The following is a 23,824-nucleotide window of genomic DNA, read 5'->3' as shown; positions in this document are numbered from 1 at the left end:
GTCAGAGCTTTTAAAGTTAGTTTTTTGGCAGAAAAATCTCAGCCATCATACACCTAGCACTTCCGCCTCCACACGCTTCTATTGTGTCCAAGCTAGAACTCAGGATTTCAGCATGCTTTTCTAATTGTTTCACTTGTTTATCCGTCAAACTTTGATGTGCCGATGTGCTCATTATTAAGTATCTTTTTTCATTAGCTCCGCGAATTTCAAGCATATTACCTGCAAAATTATTCATTTGCCCTTCGGTAATAATAACAACTTCTTTCCCATTTTCCTTTAAATTATCAAGAACCATTTTGCGCTCTTTTTTGTCATCGATACAATCAGAACAAATTACAGCAAAAGTTTCGCCTAAACACATCATCACATTAGTATGATAAATGAGTTTTCGCTCACCGTATACAGTTTGGAAAGCTTCAAAAATTACCGGAGCATAATCAAAATCCTCACAAAATTCTATGAATAATTCTTCATCAGCACGCGGAGATAAAGCGCAGTACGCCTTATTATTTGCTCGATCAAGAAGTAAACTTCCTGTTCCTTCAAGAAAAAAACCATCCTCTTCAGCCGAAGTATAATCAACAATATTATGGATTACAAAACCTTTATCTTCTAACATATCCAAAATCTCTTCGCGGCGTTCTTCACGACGATTTTCAGCAAACATGGGATATAAAGCAACATCTCCATTTTCATGAAAGGAGATCCAATTATTTGGAAAAACACTATCCGGAGTGCTTGGTTCTAAAGTGTCATCAACTACGGTTACATCAACCCCCACAGCCCGTAATTTCTCGGCGAAAGTGTCAAATTCCTGCTGTGCCTTTGCGTTTACAGTTGCTGGTAAAAGTCCATCTAGAACTTTTTGATAATAATTGTTTACTGCAGTTTGTTCATTCATTCTGAACGCCACTGGCCGAATCATCAATATTGAATTTGTTGTTTGTTTCATATTTTTCACCCAAATATGGGAATTAATTATTGTTACAATTTTTATATTTTTAGTTTTGGTCGTCTGGCCAAAGCTGGCTAAGTTATTTTCCTAATCAGCGGTAAAGTTGAGCAGCGAAGCAACCCTTCTTGCTTAGCAATTTCTGCGTACGGAATCTCTTCTACAATAAAATCATTTTGCCGCAACCAATTATTAAGTCGAGTAAAGTTTCTTTCTGAAACGACCACATTGGCATCTATAGAGAAAACATTGGAATTCATATTGTACATTTCGTCTCTTGTTAGATGAAATAAATTTTCCTTGCCAAAAAGGTTGACAAGAAATAAATAATCCGCCTCTTCACGGAATCCACTTTTGTAAATAATCCCTTTATCTATCCCAACAGGCTGAAAACAGCAATCTAAATGCAACGCATTATCCCGTGCTTCAATTTTAGATTTTACCAAATCGAACTCTTTGACAATTTTATTTGGAAACAAATTTTTAATATATTGAACTCCTTCCTTATTAGTTCTCGCTGTGATATAATATTTATAATCGCTTCCTTTATAAGTTCCAATAAAAATATAATCATTCCACAACATTACATCACCGCCTTCTATGTGTACTTCCTCTGGCGGTCGAACTACTTTTATGGGATTAATTTGGTTGATAACATATTGAATCGCATCCAATTCGCGCTCTCGATCTGGTAGAATATTTGATTTTACAAAAACATCACCAATAACAAAACCGATGTCCCGAGCAAAAATCTGATTGTAATTTTCGATGTTCTCTGGACGAAAAACGGTTACATTATACTTTTTCAACACTTTCAAAAACGAATCCATTTCATTGATCATATCTGATTCGTGCGGATATGTTCCCGCCAGAATGTGTTCTAATGATTTTGGATCGTAAGCTTCTTCAGGTTTTGGTGTAGGTCCATTACTTAATGCAGAACCTAATACTACTGCAGTCAGTCTGGACGTTTCATTATTTATATTTAACTCTAGCATGCTTTCGGGTTTTGGCAAATATAAAAAAAGCTCCACAAATGTGAAGCTTTGAATATGAATTTATCTTTTTTCAGATGTTACAAAATCTCTTAACGGATGTCCTGTATAAATTTGTCTCGGTCTTCCTATTGGTTCTTTGTTTTCACGCATCTCTTTCCATTGTGCGATCCAACCTGGCAAACGACCTATAGCAAACATTACCGTAAACATATCAGTAGGAATTCCTAAAGCTCTGTATATTATTCCTGAATAAAAATCTACGTTAGGATATAACTGTCTTGAAACAAAATATTCATCCACTAATGCTGATTCCTCTAGTTTTTTTGCAATAGCAAGAATTGGATCATTTACGCCTAAAGTCGATAAAACTTCGTCCGCAGCTTTTTTAATAATTTTGGCTCTTGGATCGAAATTCTTATATACTCTATGACCAAAACCCATTAATCTAAACGGATCATTTTTATCTTTGGCTTTAGCCAAATATTTATCGGCATCACCACCTGTTCTGTGAATTTCTTCCAGCATTTCAAGAACTGCTTGATTTGCTCCACCATGTAGAGGTCCCCAAAGTGCAGAAACTCCCGCTGAAATTGATGCAAATAAACCCGCATGAGAAGATCCTACCATCCTAACTGTCGATGTTGAACAATTTTGTTCGTGATCAGCGTGAAGGATAAATAATTTGTCTAACGCATTGATAACTATAGGATTTTGTTTGTACGGCTCAGTAGGTAATTCAAACATTAATCGCATAAAATTTTCTACATATCCTTTTGTATTATCATAATAATTCAACGGATAACCCATACTTTTTCTGTATGTCCAAGTTGCAATAACCATGAATTTTGCCATCGTTTTACAAACAGCTTCATACATTTCTTTTTCATTCTCTACATTTACTGATCTAGGATTGAAAGCTGTCAAAGCACTTGTTAAAGCAGATAACACGCCCATTGGGTGTGCTGTTTTAGGAAAACCATCAATGATGCTTTTCATTTCTTCATTTACCAAAGTGTATCTGGTAATATCTTTTTCAAATTGTTCTAATTGAGATGCAGTTGGTAATTCTCCAAAAATAACTAAATAAGACACTTCAAGGAAATGTCCTTTTTCAGCTAAATCTTCAATGGAATATCCTCGATAGCGCAGAATTCCTAACTCACCGTCTAAGAAAGTAATTTCGCTGGTACAGGAACCTGAATTCTTATAACCTGGATCTAGCGTAATCATTCCTGACAAATCACGTAATTTACTAATATCTATAGCCACTTCATTTTCACTTCCCGTAACCATTGGTAGTTCAAATTTTTCACTATTAACCTCTAATATTGCTGTTTTTGACATAATATAATTGAAATAAACTTTTAAAAATAATAATTTACCAAATCTACTGAATTAAAGACCAACTAAAAAAAGAATAATCCAACGAATGTGTTAAAAATAACAAAAAAAACCGCTCATTTATAGAACGGTTTTTAAAAGACTTACACAAAAATTTACTAATTTTTAAAAGCATTTTTCCCTGGGAAGTATGCTGTATTTCCTAACTCCTCTTCAATACGAAGTAATTGATTGTATTTTGCCATACGATCAGAGCGCGAAGCAGAACCTGTTTTTATTTGTCCGCAGTTCAACGCTACCGCTAAATCAGCAATGGTATTGTCTTCAGTCTCACCTGATCGATGAGACATCACAGAAGTGTATCCTGCGTTTTTAGCCATATTAACAGCAGCTATAGTTTCGGTTAAAGTACCTATTTGATTTACTTTTATTAAGATTGAATTTGCAATTCCTTTAGTAATTCCTGTTGACAATCGCTCTACATTGGTAACAAAAAGATCATCTCCAACTAATTGTACTTTATCTCCGATCTTCTCTGTAAGTAGTTTCCATCCATCCCAGTCATTTTCATCCATTCCATCTTCGATAGAAATAATTGGATATTTGGCGGCAAGTTCCGTTAAATAATCAACTTGTTCTGCCGAAGATCTTATTTTCCCTGTTTCACCTTCAAATTTTGAATAATCATATTTTCCATCTACATAAAACTCTGCTGCAGCACAGTCTAAAGCAATCATAATTTCATCACCAAAAGTGTAACCCGCTTTTTCAACTGCTACTTTGATAGTATCTAAAGCATCCTCGGTTCCTCCTGGTAGATTAGGTGCAAAACCACCTTCGTCACCCACGGCTGTTGAAAGGCCTCTATCATGTAGAACTTTTTTCAAACTATGAAAAATTTCAGTTCCCATTTGCATTGCATGTGTAAAAGAAGTCGCTTTCACTGGAAAAATCATAAATTCTTGAAAAGCTATTGGCGCATCAGAATGAGATCCTCCATTGATAATATTCATCATCGGAACTGGCAATGTATTAGCCGAAACACCACCTATGTATCTGTATAAAGGTAAACCTAGTTCGTTAGCGGCAGCTTTTGCAACCGCTAGAGAAACTCCTAAAATTGCATTAGCACCTAAATTAGATTTATTAGAAGTTCCATCTAAATCAATCATCATTTGATCAATTAAGTTTTGTTCAAAAACTGAAACTCCTAAAAGTTCCTCAGATATAACAGTATTTACATTTTTTACTGCATTTAGAACGCCTTTCCCTAGATAAGCTTTACCTCCATCTCGTAACTCAACTGCCTCATGTTCACCAGTTGATGCTCCTGATGGTACTGCTGCTCTTCCTAACACACCATTATCTGTAATAACATCTACTTCGATAGTGGGATTTCCTCTTGAATCGAAAATTTGTCTTGCGTGAATTTTGATAATTATACTCATATCCTTAATTTTAAATTTTATTACAAATATATCCTATCTTTTTGATTCATTTAATGAAAAAAGTGAATCTTATTAACGAAAACGTTGTAATTATTTGGAGAAGATATAATTATCGTGTAACGCAATCGAGCATATTTATAATATGAATCTAAAATAAATTCCGGTTTAACTACAGATCTTTTTAATAAAAAAGGGATCTACTTTTCAAAAAGTAAATCCCTTATTCATTTAGAACTTAGTACATAAATACACTAATCACTAAAATTATCCTTTAATATTATCGATAAATTGATCAAATAAGTAGGACGCATCATGTGGTCCAGGACTGGCTTCAGGATGGTATTGAACAGAAAAACAATTTTTATTTTTCATACGCATTCCAGCTACAGTTCCATCATTAAGGTGTACATGTGTGATTTCTAGTTCAGCGTTGCTTTCAAGTTCTTCTTTATTTACGGCAAAACCGTGATTTTGAGAAGTAATTTCTCCGTTACCTGTAATTACATTTTTTACTGGATGATTAATTCCTCGATGACCGTTGAACATTTTGTAGGTAGAAATTCCGTTCGCTAAACCTATTACTTGATGTCCAAGACAAATCCCAAATAATGGTTTATTGTGTTCCAAGATTTCTTTAGCCAATTGAATAGCACCCGAAAGCGGCTCAGGATCTCCTGGTCCATTTGACAAGAAAAACCCGTCAGGATTAAAGGATGCTAATTCTTGATAAGTCGAATCGTATGGGAACACTTTTATGTAGCAATCTCTCTTTGCAAGATTGCGAAGAATATTTTTCTTTATTCCTAAATCTAATGCTGCTATTTTATATGTTGCATTCTCATCACCGAATAAATAAGATTCTTTTGTAGAAACTTTAGAAGCCAATTCTAAGCCATTCATGTCAGGAACGCTAATAAGTGCTTCCTTTAGATCCTCGATAGAAGTGCCATCCGTACAAATTACTGCATTCATGGCTCCGTTGTCACGAATGTAACTTACAAGTGCTCGTGTGTCCACATCAGAAATACAAATGAGATTTTGTTTAGTAAAATAATCTTCTAAACTTCCTGATGTATCTACACGAGAATAGTTAAAACTGAAATTTTTACAAATTAATCCTGCTATCTTTATGCTATCTGATTCGACTTCAGAATCATTTACTCCGTAATTCCCAATGTGCGCATTGGTTGCCACCATCAATTGCCCATAGTAAGAAGGGTCTGTAAAAATCTCCTGGTAACCAGTCATTCCTGTATTAAAGCAAACTTCACCAAAAGCAGTTCCACTAATTCCTATCGACTTTCCGTGAAAAATAGTTCCATCACTTAATAGGAGAATAGCGCTTTGTCTTGTTGTGTATTTCATTAGTAGTAGTGTAAATGTTGTGTTGTTGACAAAAATGCCAAAGTAATTTTACATCAGTAATTAAAGTGCAAATTTAATTTTTTAAAATAGTCAAAGCAAAAAAAATATACGGTAAATGTTCTTGGAGCCCCCAAAATTAGTGTTCAAAGTATTACTTTTCCACAACAGCCCTGATGGAAGCGGCATCCTCCTTGCCCAGCGTTTGGGCGAGGAGATACAGCATACAGCAGGAGTGAGCAAGTGATAAAAACATTTAGTTCTGCTCCAAAAAAAAAATCAAAAAAAAAGGATAAACTATAAATAGCCTATCCTTGTTTTTATTGAATTATTATTAGCATAATTATTCTGCAGGGTCAGTTGTTGTTTCAGCTTCGGCAGTTGGAGCTGCAGCTTCAGTAGCATCATCTGCTTTCTTTGCTTTAGCACCACGACGGCTTTTTGCTTTTTTAACTTCTTTTTTACCTCCGTTGTAAAGTTCATTGAAATCTACAAGTTCGATCATTGCCATATCAGCATTATCTCCTAAACGATTTCCAACTTTAATGATACGTGTGTATCCACCTGGACGGTCACCTACTTTAGCAGCTACGTCTCTGAACAAGTCAGTTACCGCATATTTGCTACGTAAATAAGCGAAACAAATACGACGATTGTGAGTCGTATCAGCTTTAGATTTTGTTATTAAAGGCTCAACAAATTGTTTAAGCGCTTTTGCTTTAGCAACAGTAGTATTAATACGTTTGTGCTCAATAAGAGAACAAGCCATATTAGCTAACATAGATTTTCTATGTGCAGTCTGTCTGCTTAAGTGATTGAATTTCTTTCCGTGTCTCATGACGTGTTTTTTTATACTTTCATCTTGATGCTATCCGCGTTGGAGATCAAAATATGAAGTAATTTATTCTTTATCTAATTTGTATTTTGCTAAGTCCATACCGAAGTTTAAATTTTTAACTGCAACAAGTTCATCAAGTTCAGTTAAAGATTTTTTACCAAAATTACGGAATTTCATTAGGTCATTTTTATTGAACGATACTAAATCACCAAGTGTATCAACTTCAGCCGCTTTCAAGCAATTTAATGCTCTCACAGAAAGATCCATATCAACAAGCTTAGTTTTAAGCAATTGTCTCATGTGTAATGATTCTTCATCATACGATTCTGTTTGTGCAATTTCGTCAGCCTCAAGTGTAATTCTTTCGTCAGAAAACAACATGAAATGGTGAATAAGAACTTTTGCAGCTTCAGTAAGAGCATCTTTTGGATTAATAGAACCATCCGTCTTTATTTCAAAAACTAATTTTTCATAATCTGTTTTTTGCTCTACACGAAAGTTTTCGATCGTGTATTTTACATTTTTTACCGGAGTAAAAATTGAGTCTGTAAATATAGTTCCAATTGCAGCATTTTGTTTTTTATTCTCTTCAGCAGGAACGTAACCTCTACCTTTCTCGATTGTTAAGTCGAAATTAAGTTTGATTTTACTGTCTAAATTACAAATTACAAGTTCTGGATTCAGAACTTGGAAACCTGAAATAAATTTTTGAAAATCACCAGCTGTTAATTGATCTTTACCAGAAACCGAAATGGTAACTGATTCATTATCTATATCTTCGATTTGACGTTTAAAACGTACTTGCTTAAGATTAAGAATAATTTCGGTAACGTCTTCAACAACTCCTGCTATAGTAGAAAACTCATGATCTACACCTTCTATGCGAACCGATGTAATTGCATAACCTTCTAATGCTGAAAGCAAAACTCTTCTAAGTGCATTACCAACAGTCAATCCGTAACCAGGTTCTAAAGGTCTAAACTCAAATTTACCTTCAAAATCGGTTGAATCGATCATGATAACTTTATCGGGCTTCTGAAAATTAAATATTGCCATAAATTTCGACTAAGTCAATTATTATTTGTTGTACAACTCTACGATTAATTGTTCTTTAATGTTTTCTGGAATTTGAAGTCTCGCAGGTACAGTAACAAAAGTACCTTCTTTAACATCATTATTCCATGTAATCCACTCATAAACATGACTTGAATTAGATAAAGAACGTTCGATAGCATCTAAAGATTTAGATTTTTCACGAACTGCAACTTTGTCACCTGGCTTTAGGTGGTAAGAAGCGATATTTACTACATCACCGTTCACGGTAATGTGTCTGTGCGAAACTAATTGTCTAGCACCTCTTCTAGAAGGAGCAATTCCCATTCTAAAAACTACGTTGTCTAGTCTTGCTTCACATAATTGCAAAAGAACTTCACCAGTAACACCTTTGGTTGCTGATGCTTTCTTAAATAAACCTCTAAATTGCTTTTCTAATATTCCATAAGAATATTTAGCTTTTTGCTTTTCCATTAACTGGATTGCATATTCAGATTTTTTACCTCTTTTTTTAGCCATCCCGTGTTGTCCAGGTGGGTAACTTCTTCTTTCGAATGCTTTGTCATCTCCGAAAATTGCTTCGCCAAATTTACGTGCAATTCTAGTTTTTGGACCAGTATATCTTGCCATTTCTAAAAATTAAATTAAGGTAGAGATTATGAATTCAGGTCATATCCTTCGATAATCGTGTATTCTACCTAGTTATACTTAAATATATTATTAAACTCTACGTCTCTTTGGAGGACGACATCCGTTGTGAGGCATTGGAGTAACATCGATAATCTCTGTAACTTCAATTCCACCGTTATGTAAAGAACGAATAGCAGACTCACGTCCGTTTCCTGGTCCTTTTACATAAACCTTAACCTTTTTCAATCCAGCTTCAAGAGCTACTTTACTACAATCTTCTGCTGCCATTTGAGCCGCGTATGGAGTGTTCTTTTTAGAACCTCTAAAACCCATTTTTCCAGCTGACGACCAAGAAATAACTTCACCTTTTTTGTTAGTTAAAGAAATGATGATATTGTTAAAAGTAGCAGAAATATGAGCTTCTCCCGTTGATTCAACGATAACTTTACGTTTTTTTGCAGTTGCTTTAGCCATATTACTTATTATTTAGTTGCTTTTTTCTTGTTAGCAACAGTTTTTCTTTTACCTTTTCTTGTTCTAGAGTTGTTTTTAGTTCTTTGCCCTCTTAATGGAAGACCAGATCTATGACGGATACCTCTATAACAACCAATATCCATTAAACGTTTGATGTTTAAAGAAACTTCAGAACGCAATTCTCCTTCAATTTTGAAAGTTGATACTGCTTCACGAATTGCTCCGATCTCATCATCATTCCAATCTTGAACTTTTTTGTCTTGGCTAACTTGAGCTTTTTCTAAAATCTCAATTGCTCTACTTTTTCCTAATCCAAAGATGTAGGTAAGTGCTATAACACCTCTCTTGTTTTTTGGGATATCTACCCCTGCTATTCTTGCCATAATTATCCTTGTCTTTGTTTAAATCTAGGATTCTTTTTGTTTATTACGTACAATCTCCCTTTTCTTCGCACAATTTTGCACTCGGGACTTCTCTTTTTTACTGAAGCTCTAACTTTCATTTTGAATATCCTTTAATATCTATAAGTAATTCTTGCTTTTGACAAATCGTAAGGGCTCATTTCTAGTTTCACTTTATCACCAGGTAATAATTTGATGTAATGCATACGCATTTTTCCAGATATATGTGCTATTACAATATGCCCATTCTCTAACTCTACACGGAACATCGCATTCGACAATGCTTCGATGATTGATCCGTCCTGTTCTATTGCTGATTGTTTTGCCATAAAGTTAAGCTACTGCTTTTCTATTTTTACCACTTTTCATTAAACCATCATAATGTCTATTCAACAAATATGAATTGATTTGCTGCATTGTATCTATGGCAACACCAACCATAATTATTAATGAAGTACCTCCAAAAAACATTGCCCAAGACTGCTGAACATCCATCAAACTTACTATTATCGCTGGGAACACAGCAATTAAAGCTAGAAATAAAGATCCTGGAAAAGTTATTAAAGACATCACTTTGTCAAGATAATCAGAAGTTTCAATTCCTGGCCTAACGCCTGGAATAAAACCACCGCTTCTCTTTAAATCATCAGACATTTTATTAGTAGGTACTGTAATTGCAGTATAAAAAAACGTAAATACAATTATTAAAGTTGCAAATACTAAATTATACCAAAATCCAAACATATTACTAAAAGCGCCGACAATGGATTGTGATGTATCTGATTTAGACAATCCAGCTAAAGCTGCTGGTATAAACATAATTGCTTGCGCAAAAATGATTGGCATAACCCCTGAAGCATTAAGCTTTAAAGGAATCCACTGTCTATTTCCGTTTAACATATCCTGCTCGAAATCACCTGAAGTCGTACGACGCGCATACTGAACCGGTATTCTCCTAACAGCCATCACTAACAATACACAACAGATAATAACTAAAAGCCAGATAATGATTTCAATAACTAACAACATTGGACCACCATTATTATTGGTAACTCTTGTTGTAAATTCTTGAATAAATGCTTGCGGAAATCTAGCCAAAATACCGACCATAATCAACAATGAAATACCATTTCCTATACCTTTATCAGTAATTTTCTCTCCTAACCACATGGCGAAAATCGTCCCTGTAACTAAAATAATAACCGACGAAAATAAGAATTCAAATGAATTGAATCCCAACAAAAAAGCATTACTAGGTAACGTTCTGTATAAATTATAAATGTAGGTTGGACCCTGAACTAACGTAATCGCAATTGTCAACCAACGAGTGATTTGATTAATCTTTTTTCTACCGCTTTCTCCGTCACTTTGTAGCTTTTGTAAATAAGGAATCGCAATTCCCATTAACTGAACAACAATGGAAGCAGAAATATAAGGCATAATTCCTAAAGCAAAAACAGATGCTTGAGAAAATGCACCACCAGTAAACATGTCAAGAATTGAACCAATTCCGTCTTTGGTTTGACCAGCTAAATTACCGAGCTGTGTGGCATCAATGCCTGGTAGGGTAACTTGAGCCCCAAAACGATAAACTAAAAGTAAACCTAATGTTATTAAGATTCTATTCTTAAGTTCTTCAATCTTCCAAACATTACTTAATGATTCAATAAATTTCTTCATATTAATAGAAAAATTACATTGTTACAGCTTCTCCACCAGCAGCTTCAATAGCGGCTTTTGCAGTAGCAGTAAATTTGTGAGCGGTTACTTTTAATTTTGCTGTCAGTTCACCTCTACCTAAAATCTTAACGATTTCATTTTTGGTAGCTAAACGATTAGCAACATAAACTGTCATATCAACAGTATCTTTAATCACACCATTATCAACTAAAAGTTGAAGTGTATCAAGATTTACACCTTCGTAATCTTTACGATTGATGTTTGTAAAACCAAACTTAGGTACACGTCTTTGAAGTGGCATTTGCCCACCTTCAAAACCAATCTTTTTAGAATAACCAGAACGAGATTTTGCTCCTTTGTGTCCCCTTGCAGAAGTACCACCTTTTCCAGAACCTTCTCCTCTACCTAATCTCTTATTTTGATTGTGTGTAGAACCTTCAGCAGGTTGTAAGTTACTTAAATTCATAACAGTATTTGTTATTTAGCTTCCTCGACAGAAACTAAGTGTTTAACTTTATTTATCATCCCAAGGATTGTAGGGTTTGAATCATGCTCTACAACCTGTCCCATTTTACGTAGACCTAAAGCTTCTAATCCTCTTTTTTGAGTAAGGGGACAGTTGATTTTGCTTCTAACTTGTTTTACTAATAATTTAGCCATAATTTCCTTGAATTAACCTTTAAAAACTTTTTCTAAAGAAATACCTCTTTGTTTTGCAACACTATAAGCACTTCTCATTTGTAATAAAGCATCAAAAGTTGCTTTTACTACGTTGTGAGGATTTGAAGATCCTTGTGATTTAGATAATACATCGTGAATTCCAACTGATTCAAGAACTGAACGAACAGCTCCACCAGCAATAACTCCTGTACCATGAGAGGCAGGAATTAAAAATACACGTGCACCACCAAATTTACCTTTTTGTTCGTGAGGAACAGAAAGACCATTTAAAGGAATCTTTACTAGATTTTTCTTAGCATCTTCTACGGCTTTCGCAATTGCTTCAGAAACGTCTTTAGATTTCCCTAAACCATGTCCAACTACTCCATTTTCATCACCAACAACTACAATAGCAGAAAAACCAAATGCTCTACCACCTTTTGTAACTTTAGTAACACGATTCACACTTACCAAACGATCTTTTAATTCAAGACCACTTGGCTTTACTAACTCTACATTCTTGTATTTACTATTAGACATACTATATTAGAATTTAAGTCCAGCCGCTCTTGCGCCTTCTGCTAATGATTTAATACGACCGTGATATAAATAACCTCCTCTATCGAAAGTTACCACATCAATACCAGCTTCCAAAGCTTTCTCAGCAACTAGTTTTCCAACTGCTGTGGCCACTTCAATATTCGTACCGTTACCTATTTCTTTTTCTCTTGAAGAAGCTGCTAGTAAAGTAACTCCGTTTACGTCATCAATAAGTTGAGCATAAATTTCTTTGTTACTTCTAAATACAGATAGTCTTGGATTTGTAGCAGTACCACTAATCGTTTTTCTAATTCTGAATCTAATTCTTTGTCTTCTTTCAGGTTTTGTTAATGACATAATCTTATTTTTTAAGCTGATTTACCTGCTTTTCTTCTTAATACTTCACCTACGAATTTAACACCTTTTCCTTTGTACGGCTCAGGCTTACGGAAACCTCTGATTTTCGCAGCTACTTGACCTAAAAGTTGTTTGTCAAATGATGTTAATTTAACTATAGGGTTCTTACCTTTTTCAGATATTGTTACTAAAGTAACTTCAGGAGCAATTTCTAAAACAATATTGTGAGAGAATCCAAGTGCTAAATCTAATTTTTGCCCTTGACTTGAAGCTCTATATCCTACTCCAACCAATTCTAAAGACTTTGTAAAACCTTCTGTAACACCTATAATCATATTATTGATTAAAGATCTATACAATCCGTGTTTTGCTCTTTGGTCTTTGTGATCAGACGATCTTTCTACTTGAACCTGATCGCCTTCAACTGTAACAGTAACGTCCGAGAACTCCTGAGTTAGTTGACCATTTTTTCCTTTTATTGTAATAATACCATTAGCAACTTCTACAGTTACACCAGCTGGTATTGTTACTGGGCTTTTACCTATTCTTGACATCTTTATATAGTCTTTAAATTAGTATACGTAACAAATTACTTCACCACCTACGTTTAACTGTTTTGCTTTCTTTCCAGTCATTAACCCTTTTGAAGTTGACACGATAGCAATACCTAATCCGTTAAGAATTCTAGGGATAGATGAAGAACTTGAATATTTACGTAAACCTGGTTTACTAATTCTTTGGATATCTTTAATTACTGACTCTTTAGTATCTTTATCATACTTCAAAGCGATCTTGATTGAACCCTGAACGGCGTTGTCTTCAAATTTGTAACTCAAGATATAACCTTGATCAAATAAGATCTTGGTTATTTCTTTTTTTAGATTAGATGCAGGAATCTCAACAACTTTGTGGTTTGCAGCCACAGCGTTACGAACTCTTGTCAAATAATCGGCAATAGGATCTGTATACATTTGTATTAATTTGCGGTTTTGGTTTTCTTTAAGACGATCTTATTGAACCTGAAACCAATTTATAAATATTAATGATACAGACAAAACGTAAGTTAAGTCTGTATCAAAACGTAATAAAATTACGTCTTACCAAGATGCCTTTTTAACACCTGGTATCAATCCGTTATTTGCCATTTCACGAAATGTAACACGTGAAAGACCGAATTGACGCATATACCCTCTTGGTCTACCTGTTAATTTACAACGATTGTGCAAACGAACTGGTGAAGCATTTTTCGGTAACTTTTGCAAACCTACGAAATCTCCAGCTTCTAACAAAGCTTTTCTTTTCTCAGCATATTTAGCTACTGTTTTTTCTCTCTTAACCTCGCGGGCTTTCATTGATTCTTTAGCCATGTCTTAGTTCTTTTTAAAAGGTAATCCTAATTCTGTTAATAGAGACTTTGCTTCTTTATCGGTTTTTGCAGATGTTACAAAAGTGATATCCATTCCTGATATTTTGTTAACTTTATCGATATCAATTTCTGGGAAAATGATTTGTTCCAAAACACCAAGGTTATAATTACCTCTTCCGTCAAAACCAGTGGCTTTAATACCACTAAAGTCTCTTACACGTGGTAAAGCAGAAGTAACAAGTCTATCTAAAAACTCATACATTCTTTCTCCACGCAAAGTAACTTTTGCTCCAATAGGCATCCCTTTTCTCAATTTGAATGACGCAACGTCCTTCTTTGAGATAGTAGATATTGCTTTCTGTCCAGTGATCTTTGTTAACTCATCAACCGCATAGTCAATTAGTTTTTTATCAGATACAGCTGCACCAACTCCTTTACTTAAAACGATTTTTTCCAATTTAGGAACTTGCATTACGTTTACGTATCCGAATTCCTCTTTAAGAGATGCGATTACTCTGCTCTTATATTCTTCTTTTAGTCTAGGTATATATGCCATTACTATAGTACTTGATTAGATTTTTTTGAAAATCTTACTTTCTTATCTCCTTCTACTCTAATACCAACTCTAGTTGCTTCCTTAGTTTTAGGATCAATTAAAGAGATGTTAGATATTTGTATAGAAGCTTCTTTCTTTACAATACCACCTTGAGGGCTTTTTGCACTTGGTTTCGTATGTTTAGATACCATGTTTACACCTTCAACAATTGCTTTGTTTTTCTCCTTGTACACACGTAATACTTTACCTTCTTCACCTTTATGGTCTCCAGCAATTACTCTTACGATGTCACCTGATTTTATTTTTAGCTTTATCATCTTAAAACGAATTAAAGCACTTCTGGTGCTAATGATACAATTTTCATGAATTGTTTTTCACGAAGTTCTCTTGCTACTGGACCAAAAACACGAGTTCCTCTCATTTCCCCTGCAGCATTCAAAAGAACACATGCATTGTCATCGAAACGGATGTAAGAACCATCGGCTCTTCTCACTTCTTTTTTGGTACGTACAACAACTGCAGTTGAAACAGCTCCTTTTTTAACGCTTCCGTTAGGTGCCGTATCTTTGATAGAAACTACAATCTTGTCACCAACAGAGGCATACCTTCTTTTGGTACCTCCTAAAACACGGATAGTTAAAACTTCTTTTGCTCCCGTATTATCTGCTACTTTTAATCTTGACTCTTGTTGTACCATAATTATTTAGCTCTTTCTAAGATTTCAACTAACCTCCAACATTTAGTTTTACTTAAAGGACGCGTTTCGCTGATCCTTACAGTATCTCCAATGTTACAGTCGTTCATTTCGTCGTGTGCGTGATACTTTTTAGTCTTCAACACGAACTTACCGTATAATGGGTGTTTTACTTTACGTACTTCAGCAACAACAATAGACTTGTCCATTTTGTCTGAAGTAACAACACCAATTCTCTCTTTTCTTAAATTTCTTTTTTCTTCCATCTTTCAGCAGACTACAGTTATTGTAACTCTCTTTTAGTAAGTTCTGTAGCTAATCTAGCAACCACTCTTCTTACACTTCTAATTTGAAGTGGATTCTCAATTGGTGAAATAGCGTGAGCCATTTTTAGATCAGCATATGTTTTCTTAGTCTGGCTAAGCTTTTCTTGCAACTCTGCTGCAGAAAGATCTTTTATTTCTGATTGTTTCATAATATACTATTAATTATGCTTCGAAATCTCTAGCAACAACGAACTTAGTTTTTACTGGAAGCTTTTGAGCTGCAAGACGTAACGCCTCTTTTGCAACTGACAAAGGTACTCCTCCAACTTCAAACATAATTCTTCCGGGTTTAACAACAGCAGCCCAATATTCAACGGCTCCTTTACCTTTACCCATACGTACCTCAAGAGGCTTCTTAGTAATTGGTTTGTCTGGAAATATTTTGATCCATAATTGTCCTTCTCTTTTCATAAAACGAGTTGCAGCAATACGCGCAGCTTCTATTTGACGAGAAGTAAGGAACATTCCATCTTCATGTACAGATTTAATACCAAACATTCCATTAGAAAGTTCATGCCCTCTTTGAGAGTTCCCTTTCATTTTACCTTTTTGTACCTTACGGTATTTTGTTCTTTTAGGCTGTAACATTTTTCTTTAATTTAAAAATTTACTTTCGTTTACGAGCGTCTGGTTTTCCACCTTTGTTAAAAGGCTTTCTGTCTCCTCTAGGAGCATCGCCACCTTTACCTCCACCAGTACCAGATTGTTTTTTGTCCATTCCAGCAAGTGGAGAAAGATCTCTCTTTCCATAAACTTCACCTTTCATGATCCATACTTTGATTCCCATTCTACCATAAGTAGTGTGAGCTTCTGCCAAAGCATAATCAATATCAGCTCTGAAAGTTGATAAAGGAACTCTTCCTTCTTTGAAACCTTCTGAACGAGCCATCTCTGCACCATTCAAACGACCAGAAATCAAAACTTTGATACCCTCAGCGTTCATACGCATAGAGGCAGCAATTGCCATTTTGATTGCACGTCTGTAAGAAATACGGCTTTCGATTTGACGACAGATGCTTGTAGCAACTAGATACGCGTCAAGTTCAGGTCTTTTAATTTCAAAGATGTTGATTTGAACCTCTTTGTCAGTAATTTTCTTAAGTTCTTCTTTTAACTTGTCTACCTCTTGGCCACCTTTTCCGATAATAATACCAGGTCTAGCAGTAGTGATAGTAACGGTTACAAGTTTCAAAGTTCTCTCAATGATTACTTTTGATACACTAGCTTTTGATAAACGAGCATGGATATACTTTCTGATTTTATAATCTTCGGCAAGTTTATCACCATAATCATTTCCACCATACCAGTTTGAGTCCCATCCTCTGATGATACCAAGTCTATTTCCAATTGGATTTGTCTTTTGTCCCATCTTGTATTAAATTGCTTGTGTGTTATTAATAGATCCAAGCACGATTGTTACGTGATTAGAACGTTTTCTAATTCTGTGTGCACGACCTTGTGGAGCTGGACGAAGTCTTTTCAACATCATTCCACCATCAACTGTAATCGTTTTTACAAATAAACCAGCTTCTTCCATATTAGCTTCAGGGTTTTTTGCTTGCCAGTTGGCAATTACAGATAAAACCAATTTTTCTAATTTTCTTGAAGCCTCTTTAGAACTAAATCTTAAGATGTTTAATGCTCTCTCTACCTTCTGACCTCTTACCAAGTCCGCTACTAAGCGCATTTTTCTAGGTGAAGTAGGGCAGTTATTCAATTTCGCGAAAGCAATAGACTTATTAGCCTCTTTTCTCGCATCTGCTGTTTCTCTTTTACGAACTCCCATTGCTTCTTATTTTTTACCTTTATTTTTTGCTCCAGCATGACCTCTAAAAGATCTAGTTGGTGAAAATTCTCCTAATTTGTGACCTACCATGTTTTCTGTTACGTAAACTGGTACAAATTGACGACCGTTATGAACTGCGATAGTTTGTCCAACAAAGTCTGGAGTAATCATCGAAGCTCTAGACCAAGTCTTTACTACTCCTTTATTTCCACCTGCGATGTTTTCTTGAACTTTCTTGTCTAACTTATAATGAACAAAAGGTCCTTTTTTTAATGAACGTGCCATATCTTATTATTTCTTTCTACGTTCTACGATATACTTGTTACTCGGGTTTTTCTTAGAACGAGTTCTATAACCTTTTGCTGGTATTCCATTTCTTGAACGTGGATGTCCACCAGAAGAACGTCCTTCACCACCACCCATTGGGTGATCGACAGGGTTCATTGCAACAGGTCTTGTTCTAGGTCTTCTTCCTAACCATCTTGATCTACCAGCTTTTCCTGATACAACTAATTGGTGGTCTGAATTAGATACTGCTCCAATTGTAGCCGAACATGTCAACAAGATCAATCTTGTTTCTCCAGAAGGCATTTTGATTGTCGCATATTTTCCATCTCTTGCCATTAATTGAGCAAATGTTCCAGCAGAACGAGCGATTACCGCACCTTGCCCTGGTCTCAATTCGATACAAGAAATTACAGTTCCAAGTGGAACTTTACTTAAAGGTAAAGTATTACCAATTTCAGGTTGAGATTCTGGACCAGAAACTAACTTCTGACCTACTTTCAATCCGTTTTGAGCAATAATGTACGTTTTCTCACCATCAGCATAAGCTAACAATGCGATAAATGCAGTACGATTTGGATCATATTCAATTGATTTCACTGTAGCTGGAATTCCTTCTTTTGTACGTTTAAAATCAATGATACGATATCTCTGCTTGTGACCACCACCCGTATAACGCATGGTCATCTTTCCTTGACTATTTCTACCTCCAGAGTTTTTTATCGGCGCTATCAAAGAGCGTTCCGGCTTATCAGTTGTAATGGCGTCATAACCATTCACAACTCTAAATCGCTGACCTGGGGTAATAGGTTTTAATTTTCTTACTGACATTTTTCTATCTTAGATATTGTTGTAAAAATCAATTGTTTGTCCTTCTTGTACTTGAACAATTGCTTTTTTGATTGCATTGGTCTTTCCACTGATTAAACCACTTTTAGTGTATTTTGTAGTTCTATCCGGTCTTACGTTCATCGTGTTAACACTCAAAATCGTTACTCCATAAGCAGCCTCAATAGCCTTCTTAATTTGTACTTTATTTGCTTTTTTGTCAACAACGAATCCGAAGCGGTTTAAAACTTCACTTTCTTTGGTTACTTTTTCCGTTACTATAGGCTTAATTATGATGCTCATATCCTATTATTTACTTAAATTTTCTTCAATTATCTCTAAAGAACTCTCTAAAAGCACTAAATTATTAGCGTTTAATATAGCGTAAGTGCTTAATTCTAAGCTACTTACAACGCTAGAGCCCTTTAAATTGCGTGAGGACAAATATACATTTTTATTGGTGTCACCCAATACAAATAGTGACTTTTTATTTTCTAACTCTAAAGCTTTCAAAACGTTAATGAAATTTTTAGTGTTTGGTGTTTCAAAATTAAAATCTTCAAGTACAATTATGTTTGCCTCTTTAGCTTTAATTGAGAAAGCAGATTTTCTTGCCAAACGTTTCAAGCTTTTATTCAATTTAAATGAATAACTTCTTGGTCTTGGTCCAAAAACTGTTCCACCACCTTTAAACAATGGATTTTTAGCAGAACCTGCACGAGCAGTTCCTGTTCCTTTTTGTTTTTTAATCTTACGAGTAGATCCCGCAACTTCAGCTCTTTCTTTAGCTTTGTGCGTTCCTTGACGTTGATTAGCAAGATATTGCTTTACATCAAGATATACTGCGTGATTGTTTGGTTCTATACCAAATACTGAATCAGAAAGTTGAACTTTTCTTCCAGTATCTTTTCCGTTGAAATCTAATACTTTTGCTTCCATTACTTCTGAATGATTACATAAGAGTTGTTACATCCAGGAACACATCCTTTAATAACAAGTAGGTTCTTTTCAGCTACTACTTTTAAAACTCTAAGGTTTTGAACTTTTACATTATCTCCTCCCATTCTTCCAGCCATACGCATTCCTTTGAATACTCTAGATGGATAAGAAGAAGCTCCTACAGAACCTGGCGCTCTTAAACGGTTGTGTTGACCGTGAGTTGCTTGTCCAACACCACCAAAACCGTGACGTTTAACAACCCCTTGAAAACCTTTACCTTTAGATACACCTTGTACATCTACAAACTCTCCTTCAGCAAAAATAGAAACATCAATAAGATCTCCTAATTTTTGTTCAGTTGCAAAATCTTGAAATTCAACGACCTTTTTCTTAGCTACAGTTCCCGCTTTTTTAAAGTGACCTAAAGCCGCTTTTGTGGAATGTTTCTCGTTTTTGTCATCGAAACCAAGTTGCAACGCTTCGTACCCGTCAACACCTTTGGTTCTGACTTGGGTAACAACACATGGTCCAGCTTCGATTACTGTACAAGGAATATTCTTCCCGTTTTCGTCGAAAATGCTAGTCATGCCGATTTTTCTACCAATTAACCCAGACATAAATATTAATTATTAATTATTAAATATAAATATAGAACGCAGCTTTTAACCGAATCCTATTTTTTTAAAGTGGTGCAAAAGTATAACTTATTTACACACAAACCAAAAAAATATTTTTCAATTAAAAGCAGCGTTCTTTTTTACTCTGAAACTACTTAAACTTTGATCTCAACTTCAACTCCACTTGGCAATTCAAGTTTCATTAATGCATCAATAGTTTTAGATGAAGATGAATAAATATCAATCAATCTCTTGTATGACATTACTTCAAATTGCTCTCTCGCTTTCTTGTTAACGTGTGGAGAACGCAATACAGTGAAAAGTTTTTTGTGAGTTGGCAAAGGAATTGGTCCTGTAACTACTGCACCTGTACTTTTAACAGTTTTTACAATCTTCTCAGCAGACTTGTCTACCAACATGTGATCGTAAGATTTTAATTTTATTCTGATTTTTTGACTCATTTTCTTAAAGATTAAGCGTTTCCTTTTGCTTTTTTGATTACTGCTTCTGAAATATTAGAAGGTGTTTCAGCGTAGTGCGAAAATTCCATTGTAGAAGTTGCTCTTCCAGAAGATAATGTTCTTAATGTTGTAACATATCCAAACATCTCTGATAAAGGCACATCTGCTTTAATAGTTTTTGCTCCATTTCTATCACCCATGTCATTCACCTGGCCTCTACGACGGTTAATATCACCTACGATATCTCCCATGTTTTCTTCTGGTGTAATAACTTCCATTTTCATGATTGGCTCAAGAATAACAGCTCCAGCAGCTTTAGCTACTTCTCTATATCCCATTCTCGCTGCTAATTCAAAAGACAATGCATCTGAATCGACAGGGTGGAAAGATCCGTCCGTTAAAGTTACTTTTAAACTATCAACTTGGTATCCTGCTAAAGGACCCGTTTTCATAGCTTCTCTGAAACCTTTTTCTACAGATGGAATGTATTCTTTAGGAACGTTACCACCTTTTACAGCATTAACGAATTGTAATCCTTTAGGAACTTTCCCTTCTACTTCATCAGCTGGCTCTAATTTAAATACGATATCACCAAATTTACCACGACCACCTGATTGTTTCTTATACGTTTCTCTGTGTACTGCACTTTTAGTAAATGCTTCTTTGTACTCAACTTGAGGCTCACCTTGGTTCACTTCAACTTTGAATTCACGTTTCATTCTATCAACTAAGATATCTAAGTGAAGCTCACCCATACCTGAGATAATAGTTTGACCCGAAGCCTCATCAGTTCTAACTGTAAATGTTGGATCTTCTTCAGCTAATTTAGCCAAAGCCATACCCATTTTATCAACGTCAGCTTTAGTTTTAGGCTCAATTGCAATACCAATAACTGGTGCAGGGAATTTCATTGACTCCAAAATAATTGGGTGCTTTTCATCACACAATGTATCTCCAGTTTTGATATCTTTAAATCCAACAGCAGCTCCAATATCTCCAGCTTCGATATAATCGATAGGATTTTGTTTGTTAGCATGCATTTGGTAGATACGAGAAATTCTTTCTTTGTTACCAGAACGCGTGTTCAATACATAAGAACCAGCATCTAGTCTTCCTGAATAAGCACGGAAGAAAGCTAAACGACCTACGAATGGGTCAGTTGCGATCTTAAATGCTAAAGCAGCGAAAGGCTCTTTAACGTCTGGTTTACGTAAAATTTTAACTTGATCTTCTTCTAATAATTCAGCGTCATCAGGATGAATTCCTTCAATGCCTGCTTTATCCATTGGAGATGGTAGGTATTTACATACTGCATCTAACATGAATTGCACTCCTTTATTTTTAAAAGACGAACCAGCAATCATAGGAATGATAGCCATGTCCATTACAGCAGCTCTCAATGCAGTGTTGATTTCTTCCTCTGTGATAGAGTTTTCATCTTCCATGAATTTTTCAAGCAAGTTCTCATCATAATCAGCAACTGCCTCAATAAGAATCGATCTGTATTCTTTTACTTCAGCAATCATATCTTCAGGAATAGGTACAATCTCGTAAGTTGCTCCCATACCTTCTTCATCCCAAACAATCGCTTGGTTTCTTACTAAATCGACAACACCTTTAAAATCATTTTCTTCACCAATTGGCAAAGTGATTGCAACTGCGTTTGATTTCAACATATCTCTTACTTGCTGACAAACCATCAAGAAGTTAGAACCTTGTCTATCCATTTTGTTGACAAAACCAATACGTGGTACATTATACTGATCAGCAAGTCTCCAGTTAGTTTCTGATTGAGGCTCAACACCATCAACAGCACTAAACAAGAAAACAAGACCATCAAGTACACGTAACGAACGGTTTACTTCAACTGTAAAGTCAACGTGTCCTGGAGTGTCAATAATGTTAAAGTGATAAGGTAATGTCTCAGGTAAAGTTTTACCTTGTTTTGTTGGGAAATTCCATTCACAAGTAGTAGCTGCCGACGTAATTGTAATACCTCTTTCTTGCTCTTGTGCCATCCAGTCCATTGTTGCAGCACCATCATGTACTTCACCAATTTTATGTGATTTTCCTGTATAGAATAAAATACGCTCTGTTGTTGTTGTTTTACCAGCATCAATGTGAGCAGCAATTCCTATATTTCTTGTATATTTAAGTTCTCTAGCCATTTCTTAAGAATTAAAATCTAAAGTGAGAGAATGCTTTATTAGCTTCTGCCATTTTGTGAGTATCCATTCTTTTCTTTACAGCAGCACCTTCTTCTTTAGCCGCAGCTAAACATTCTGATGCTAGACGCTGAGCCATAGACTTTTCATTTCTTCTTCTTGAATACATAATCAACCACTTCATAGCCATAGAAATTTTTCTATCTGGTCTAATTTGCATTGGAATTTGAAATGTTGCTCCACCTACTCTACGACTACGTACTTCTACGTGAGGCATAACATTAGTTAAAGCATCTTTCCATATTTCTAATGATGGTTTTTCTGCATCTTGTTTTTTAGACTCAATGATGTCAATAGCATCATAAAATACTTTAAACGCTGTCGATTTTTTTCCATCCCACATTAAGTTGTTCACAAAACGTGTTACCAGTTGGTCATTAAACCTTGGATCTGGTAAAAGTGGTCTTTTCTTTGCCGCTCTTTTTCTCATGTCTTTTTTTTAATAAATTTCACAATTATACAGTCGCGATAAATCGCGTCTCTACGATGCAAACTTTAAATTACTTTTTTGCTTCTTTTGGGCGTTTAGCTCCGTACTTAGATCTTCTTTGCGTTCTTCCTGCTACTCCTGACGTATCAAGTGCACCACGAACGATGTGGTATCTAACTCCTGGTAAATCTTTTACCCTTCCACCCCTAACTAATACTATCGAGTGCTCTTGTAGATTGTGTCCTTCACCAGGGATGTAAGCATTCACTTCATTACCATTTGTCAAACGTACACGCGCTACTTTACGCATTGCAGAGTTTGGTTTTTTTGGTGTTGTAGTGTAAACACGCGTACAAACCCCTCTTCTTTGAGGACAAGAATCTAAAGCAACCGATTTACTCTTCTTAGTTATCTGAGTTCTTCCTGTTCTTACTAATTGTTGAATTGTTGGCATAATTAATACTAAAAATTTCTTATTATATTAAATTCCCGCTTTTTACGGGGTTGCAAATGTAGAAAATAATTTTTACTTGACAAACGTTAAATGACTAATTTTTTTATCAACTAAATATTTGTT

Annotated in this window: 37 protein-coding genes; all 37 read right to left on the bottom strand. The window is 35.2% G+C overall.

Annotation, left to right across the window (positions count from 1 at the left end; all coding sequences use genetic code 11):
• Nucleotides 1–16: 16 nt before the first annotated feature.
• The 37 genes from ctlX to rpsL all read right to left on the bottom strand — a co-directional run bounded on the left by ctlX (nucleotide 17) and on the right by rpsL (nucleotide 23,701).
• On the bottom strand, nucleotides 17–952 hold the full coding sequence (gene ctlX / locus BUB42_RS08020; protein ID WP_073018982.1) for a citrulline utilization hydrolase CtlX: 936 nt from the start codon (nucleotides 950–952) through the stop codon (nucleotides 17–19).
• 77 nt (nucleotides 953–1,029) lie between these two features.
• Nucleotides 1,030–1,950, bottom strand: a complete 921-nt coding sequence (locus BUB42_RS08015; RefSeq protein WP_073018972.1) for a dimethylarginine dimethylaminohydrolase family protein — start codon at nucleotides 1,948–1,950, stop codon at nucleotides 1,030–1,032.
• A 60-nt stretch (nucleotides 1,951–2,010) separates the two neighbouring features.
• On the bottom strand, nucleotides 2,011–3,294 hold the full coding sequence (locus tag BUB42_RS08010) for a citrate synthase (RefSeq protein WP_073018969.1): 1,284 nt from the start codon (nucleotides 3,292–3,294) through the stop codon (nucleotides 2,011–2,013).
• A 155-nt stretch (nucleotides 3,295–3,449) separates the two neighbouring features.
• Nucleotides 3,450–4,739 (bottom strand): phosphopyruvate hydratase, encoded by a 1,290-nt coding sequence (eno, locus tag BUB42_RS08005; protein WP_073018968.1) that lies wholly within the window; start codon nucleotides 4,737–4,739, stop codon nucleotides 3,450–3,452.
• Between the two features lie 264 nt (nucleotides 4,740–5,003).
• Nucleotides 5,004–6,104, bottom strand: a complete 1,101-nt coding sequence (gene carA / locus BUB42_RS08000) for a glutamine-hydrolyzing carbamoyl-phosphate synthase small subunit (protein ID WP_073018966.1) — start codon at nucleotides 6,102–6,104, stop codon at nucleotides 5,004–5,006.
• A 340-nt stretch (nucleotides 6,105–6,444) separates the two neighbouring features.
• Nucleotides 6,445–6,939 carry a 50S ribosomal protein L17 gene (rplQ, locus tag BUB42_RS07995; protein ID WP_073018964.1) on the bottom strand — a complete coding sequence of 165 codons (495 nt, stop codon included), beginning with the start codon at nucleotides 6,937–6,939 and terminating at the stop codon, nucleotides 6,445–6,447.
• Nucleotides 6,940–7,002: 63 nt separating this feature from the next.
• On the bottom strand, nucleotides 7,003–7,995 hold the full coding sequence (locus tag BUB42_RS07990; protein WP_072992269.1) for a DNA-directed RNA polymerase subunit alpha: 993 nt from the start codon (nucleotides 7,993–7,995) through the stop codon (nucleotides 7,003–7,005).
• 21 nt (nucleotides 7,996–8,016) lie between these two features.
• Nucleotides 8,017–8,622, bottom strand: coding sequence for a 30S ribosomal protein S4 (rpsD, locus tag BUB42_RS07985; protein WP_072992271.1), 606 nt, complete (start codon nucleotides 8,620–8,622; stop codon nucleotides 8,017–8,019).
• A gap of 90 nt (nucleotides 8,623–8,712) precedes the next feature.
• Entirely contained in the window at nucleotides 8,713–9,096 is a 384-nt protein-coding gene (gene rpsK, locus BUB42_RS07980; protein WP_024981527.1) for a 30S ribosomal protein S11, read from the bottom strand.
• Between the two features lie 8 nt (nucleotides 9,097–9,104).
• Complete coding sequence (rpsM, locus tag BUB42_RS07975) at nucleotides 9,105–9,479, bottom strand: 30S ribosomal protein S13 (protein WP_073018962.1); 375 nt, start codon at nucleotides 9,477–9,479, stop codon at nucleotides 9,105–9,107.
• A gap of 2 nt (nucleotides 9,480–9,481) precedes the next feature.
• Nucleotides 9,482–9,598 (bottom strand): type B 50S ribosomal protein L36, encoded by a 117-nt coding sequence (gene ykgO / locus BUB42_RS07970; RefSeq protein ID WP_008992256.1) that lies wholly within the window; start codon nucleotides 9,596–9,598, stop codon nucleotides 9,482–9,484.
• A gap of 12 nt (nucleotides 9,599–9,610) precedes the next feature.
• Nucleotides 9,611–9,826, bottom strand: coding sequence for a translation initiation factor IF-1 (infA, locus tag BUB42_RS07965; RefSeq protein ID WP_007136545.1), 216 nt, complete (start codon nucleotides 9,824–9,826; stop codon nucleotides 9,611–9,613).
• A 4-nt stretch (nucleotides 9,827–9,830) separates the two neighbouring features.
• The gene (secY, locus tag BUB42_RS07960) at nucleotides 9,831–11,177 is read right to left on the bottom strand and encodes a preprotein translocase subunit SecY (RefSeq protein WP_073018960.1); all 1,347 of its coding nucleotides are present in this window, start codon (nucleotides 11,175–11,177) and stop codon (nucleotides 9,831–9,833) included.
• Nucleotides 11,178–11,190: 13 nt separating this feature from the next.
• On the bottom strand, nucleotides 11,191–11,643 hold the full coding sequence (rplO, locus tag BUB42_RS07955) for a 50S ribosomal protein L15 (protein WP_066081007.1): 453 nt from the start codon (nucleotides 11,641–11,643) through the stop codon (nucleotides 11,191–11,193).
• A gap of 11 nt (nucleotides 11,644–11,654) precedes the next feature.
• Nucleotides 11,655–11,837, bottom strand: coding sequence for a 50S ribosomal protein L30 (rpmD, locus tag BUB42_RS07950; protein ID WP_027310825.1), 183 nt, complete (start codon nucleotides 11,835–11,837; stop codon nucleotides 11,655–11,657).
• A 12-nt stretch (nucleotides 11,838–11,849) separates the two neighbouring features.
• Nucleotides 11,850–12,377 (bottom strand): 30S ribosomal protein S5, encoded by a 528-nt coding sequence (gene rpsE / locus BUB42_RS07945; protein ID WP_073018959.1) that lies wholly within the window; start codon nucleotides 12,375–12,377, stop codon nucleotides 11,850–11,852.
• A 6-nt stretch (nucleotides 12,378–12,383) separates the two neighbouring features.
• Nucleotides 12,384–12,734 (bottom strand): 50S ribosomal protein L18, encoded by a 351-nt coding sequence (gene rplR / locus BUB42_RS07940; RefSeq protein WP_073018957.1) that lies wholly within the window; start codon nucleotides 12,732–12,734, stop codon nucleotides 12,384–12,386.
• Between the two features lie 11 nt (nucleotides 12,735–12,745).
• On the bottom strand, nucleotides 12,746–13,288 hold the full coding sequence (gene rplF, locus BUB42_RS07935; protein WP_073018955.1) for a 50S ribosomal protein L6: 543 nt from the start codon (nucleotides 13,286–13,288) through the stop codon (nucleotides 12,746–12,748).
• An 18-nt stretch (nucleotides 13,289–13,306) separates the two neighbouring features.
• Nucleotides 13,307–13,705 carry a 30S ribosomal protein S8 gene (gene rpsH / locus BUB42_RS07930; RefSeq protein WP_026707006.1) on the bottom strand — a complete coding sequence of 133 codons (399 nt, stop codon included), beginning with the start codon at nucleotides 13,703–13,705 and terminating at the stop codon, nucleotides 13,307–13,309.
• Nucleotides 13,706–13,831: 126 nt separating this feature from the next.
• Nucleotides 13,832–14,101 (bottom strand): 30S ribosomal protein S14, encoded by a 270-nt coding sequence (gene rpsN / locus BUB42_RS07925; protein WP_007136553.1) that lies wholly within the window; start codon nucleotides 14,099–14,101, stop codon nucleotides 13,832–13,834.
• A gap of 3 nt (nucleotides 14,102–14,104) precedes the next feature.
• Complete coding sequence (gene rplE / locus BUB42_RS07920; RefSeq protein WP_073018953.1) at nucleotides 14,105–14,656, bottom strand: 50S ribosomal protein L5; 552 nt, start codon at nucleotides 14,654–14,656, stop codon at nucleotides 14,105–14,107.
• A 2-nt stretch (nucleotides 14,657–14,658) separates the two neighbouring features.
• Nucleotides 14,659–14,973 carry a 50S ribosomal protein L24 gene (gene rplX / locus BUB42_RS07915; RefSeq protein ID WP_073018951.1) on the bottom strand — a complete coding sequence of 105 codons (315 nt, stop codon included), beginning with the start codon at nucleotides 14,971–14,973 and terminating at the stop codon, nucleotides 14,659–14,661.
• Nucleotides 14,974–14,984: 11 nt separating this feature from the next.
• The gene (rplN, locus tag BUB42_RS07910) at nucleotides 14,985–15,353 is read right to left on the bottom strand and encodes a 50S ribosomal protein L14 (protein ID WP_026717863.1); all 369 of its coding nucleotides are present in this window, start codon (nucleotides 15,351–15,353) and stop codon (nucleotides 14,985–14,987) included.
• A 2-nt stretch (nucleotides 15,354–15,355) separates the two neighbouring features.
• Nucleotides 15,356–15,616 carry a 30S ribosomal protein S17 gene (rpsQ, locus tag BUB42_RS07905; protein WP_072992295.1) on the bottom strand — a complete coding sequence of 87 codons (261 nt, stop codon included), beginning with the start codon at nucleotides 15,614–15,616 and terminating at the stop codon, nucleotides 15,356–15,358.
• Nucleotides 15,617–15,633: 17 nt separating this feature from the next.
• Entirely contained in the window at nucleotides 15,634–15,825 is a 192-nt protein-coding gene (rpmC, locus tag BUB42_RS07900) for a 50S ribosomal protein L29 (protein WP_066081030.1), read from the bottom strand.
• 13 nt (nucleotides 15,826–15,838) lie between these two features.
• Entirely contained in the window at nucleotides 15,839–16,264 is a 426-nt protein-coding gene (rplP, locus tag BUB42_RS07895; protein ID WP_007803637.1) for a 50S ribosomal protein L16, read from the bottom strand.
• Between the two features lie 19 nt (nucleotides 16,265–16,283).
• Nucleotides 16,284–17,045 (bottom strand): 30S ribosomal protein S3, encoded by a 762-nt coding sequence (gene rpsC, locus BUB42_RS07890; RefSeq protein ID WP_073018949.1) that lies wholly within the window; start codon nucleotides 17,043–17,045, stop codon nucleotides 16,284–16,286.
• A 6-nt stretch (nucleotides 17,046–17,051) separates the two neighbouring features.
• Nucleotides 17,052–17,462: a 50S ribosomal protein L22 gene (rplV, locus tag BUB42_RS07885; protein WP_066081038.1), complete on the bottom strand. Its 411-nt coding sequence runs from the start codon at nucleotides 17,460–17,462 to the stop codon at nucleotides 17,052–17,054.
• Between the two features lie 6 nt (nucleotides 17,463–17,468).
• Nucleotides 17,469–17,747: a 30S ribosomal protein S19 gene (rpsS, locus tag BUB42_RS07880; RefSeq protein ID WP_007136562.1), complete on the bottom strand. Its 279-nt coding sequence runs from the start codon at nucleotides 17,745–17,747 to the stop codon at nucleotides 17,469–17,471.
• Between the two features lie 6 nt (nucleotides 17,748–17,753).
• Complete coding sequence (gene rplB, locus BUB42_RS07875; RefSeq protein ID WP_073018947.1) at nucleotides 17,754–18,578, bottom strand: 50S ribosomal protein L2; 825 nt, start codon at nucleotides 18,576–18,578, stop codon at nucleotides 17,754–17,756.
• Between the two features lie 9 nt (nucleotides 18,579–18,587).
• Nucleotides 18,588–18,878, bottom strand: a complete 291-nt coding sequence (rplW, locus tag BUB42_RS07870) for a 50S ribosomal protein L23 (RefSeq protein WP_073018945.1) — start codon at nucleotides 18,876–18,878, stop codon at nucleotides 18,588–18,590.
• A gap of 6 nt (nucleotides 18,879–18,884) precedes the next feature.
• Nucleotides 18,885–19,514 (bottom strand): 50S ribosomal protein L4, encoded by a 630-nt coding sequence (rplD, locus tag BUB42_RS07865; RefSeq protein WP_073018943.1) that lies wholly within the window; start codon nucleotides 19,512–19,514, stop codon nucleotides 18,885–18,887.
• A complete protein-coding gene (rplC, locus tag BUB42_RS07860) occupies nucleotides 19,514–20,131 on the bottom strand; it encodes a 50S ribosomal protein L3 (RefSeq protein WP_066081043.1) in 618 nt (205 codons plus the stop codon). Before rplC ends, rplD begins: the two co-directional genes overlap by 1 nt.
• 155 nt (nucleotides 20,132–20,286) lie before the next feature.
• Entirely contained in the window at nucleotides 20,287–20,592 is a 306-nt protein-coding gene (rpsJ, locus tag BUB42_RS07855) for a 30S ribosomal protein S10 (protein ID WP_011963470.1), read from the bottom strand.
• Between the two features lie 11 nt (nucleotides 20,593–20,603).
• Nucleotides 20,604–22,760: an elongation factor G gene (gene fusA, locus BUB42_RS07850; RefSeq protein ID WP_073018942.1), complete on the bottom strand. Its 2,157-nt coding sequence runs from the start codon at nucleotides 22,758–22,760 to the stop codon at nucleotides 20,604–20,606.
• 10 nt (nucleotides 22,761–22,770) lie between these two features.
• Entirely contained in the window at nucleotides 22,771–23,247 is a 477-nt protein-coding gene (rpsG, locus tag BUB42_RS07845; protein WP_073018940.1) for a 30S ribosomal protein S7, read from the bottom strand.
• A gap of 70 nt (nucleotides 23,248–23,317) precedes the next feature.
• Nucleotides 23,318–23,701, bottom strand: a complete 384-nt coding sequence (gene rpsL, locus BUB42_RS07840; RefSeq protein ID WP_007136570.1) for a 30S ribosomal protein S12 — start codon at nucleotides 23,699–23,701, stop codon at nucleotides 23,318–23,320.
• Between the last annotated feature and the right edge of the window lie 123 nt (nucleotides 23,702–23,824).

This window comes from Flavobacterium micromati (assembly GCF_900129585.1).
GTDB lineage: Bacteria > Bacteroidota > Bacteroidia > Flavobacteriales > Flavobacteriaceae > Flavobacterium > Flavobacterium micromati.
Note: the sequence above shows the minus strand (reverse complement) of the source record. Positions and strands in the feature narration are given on the sequence as shown.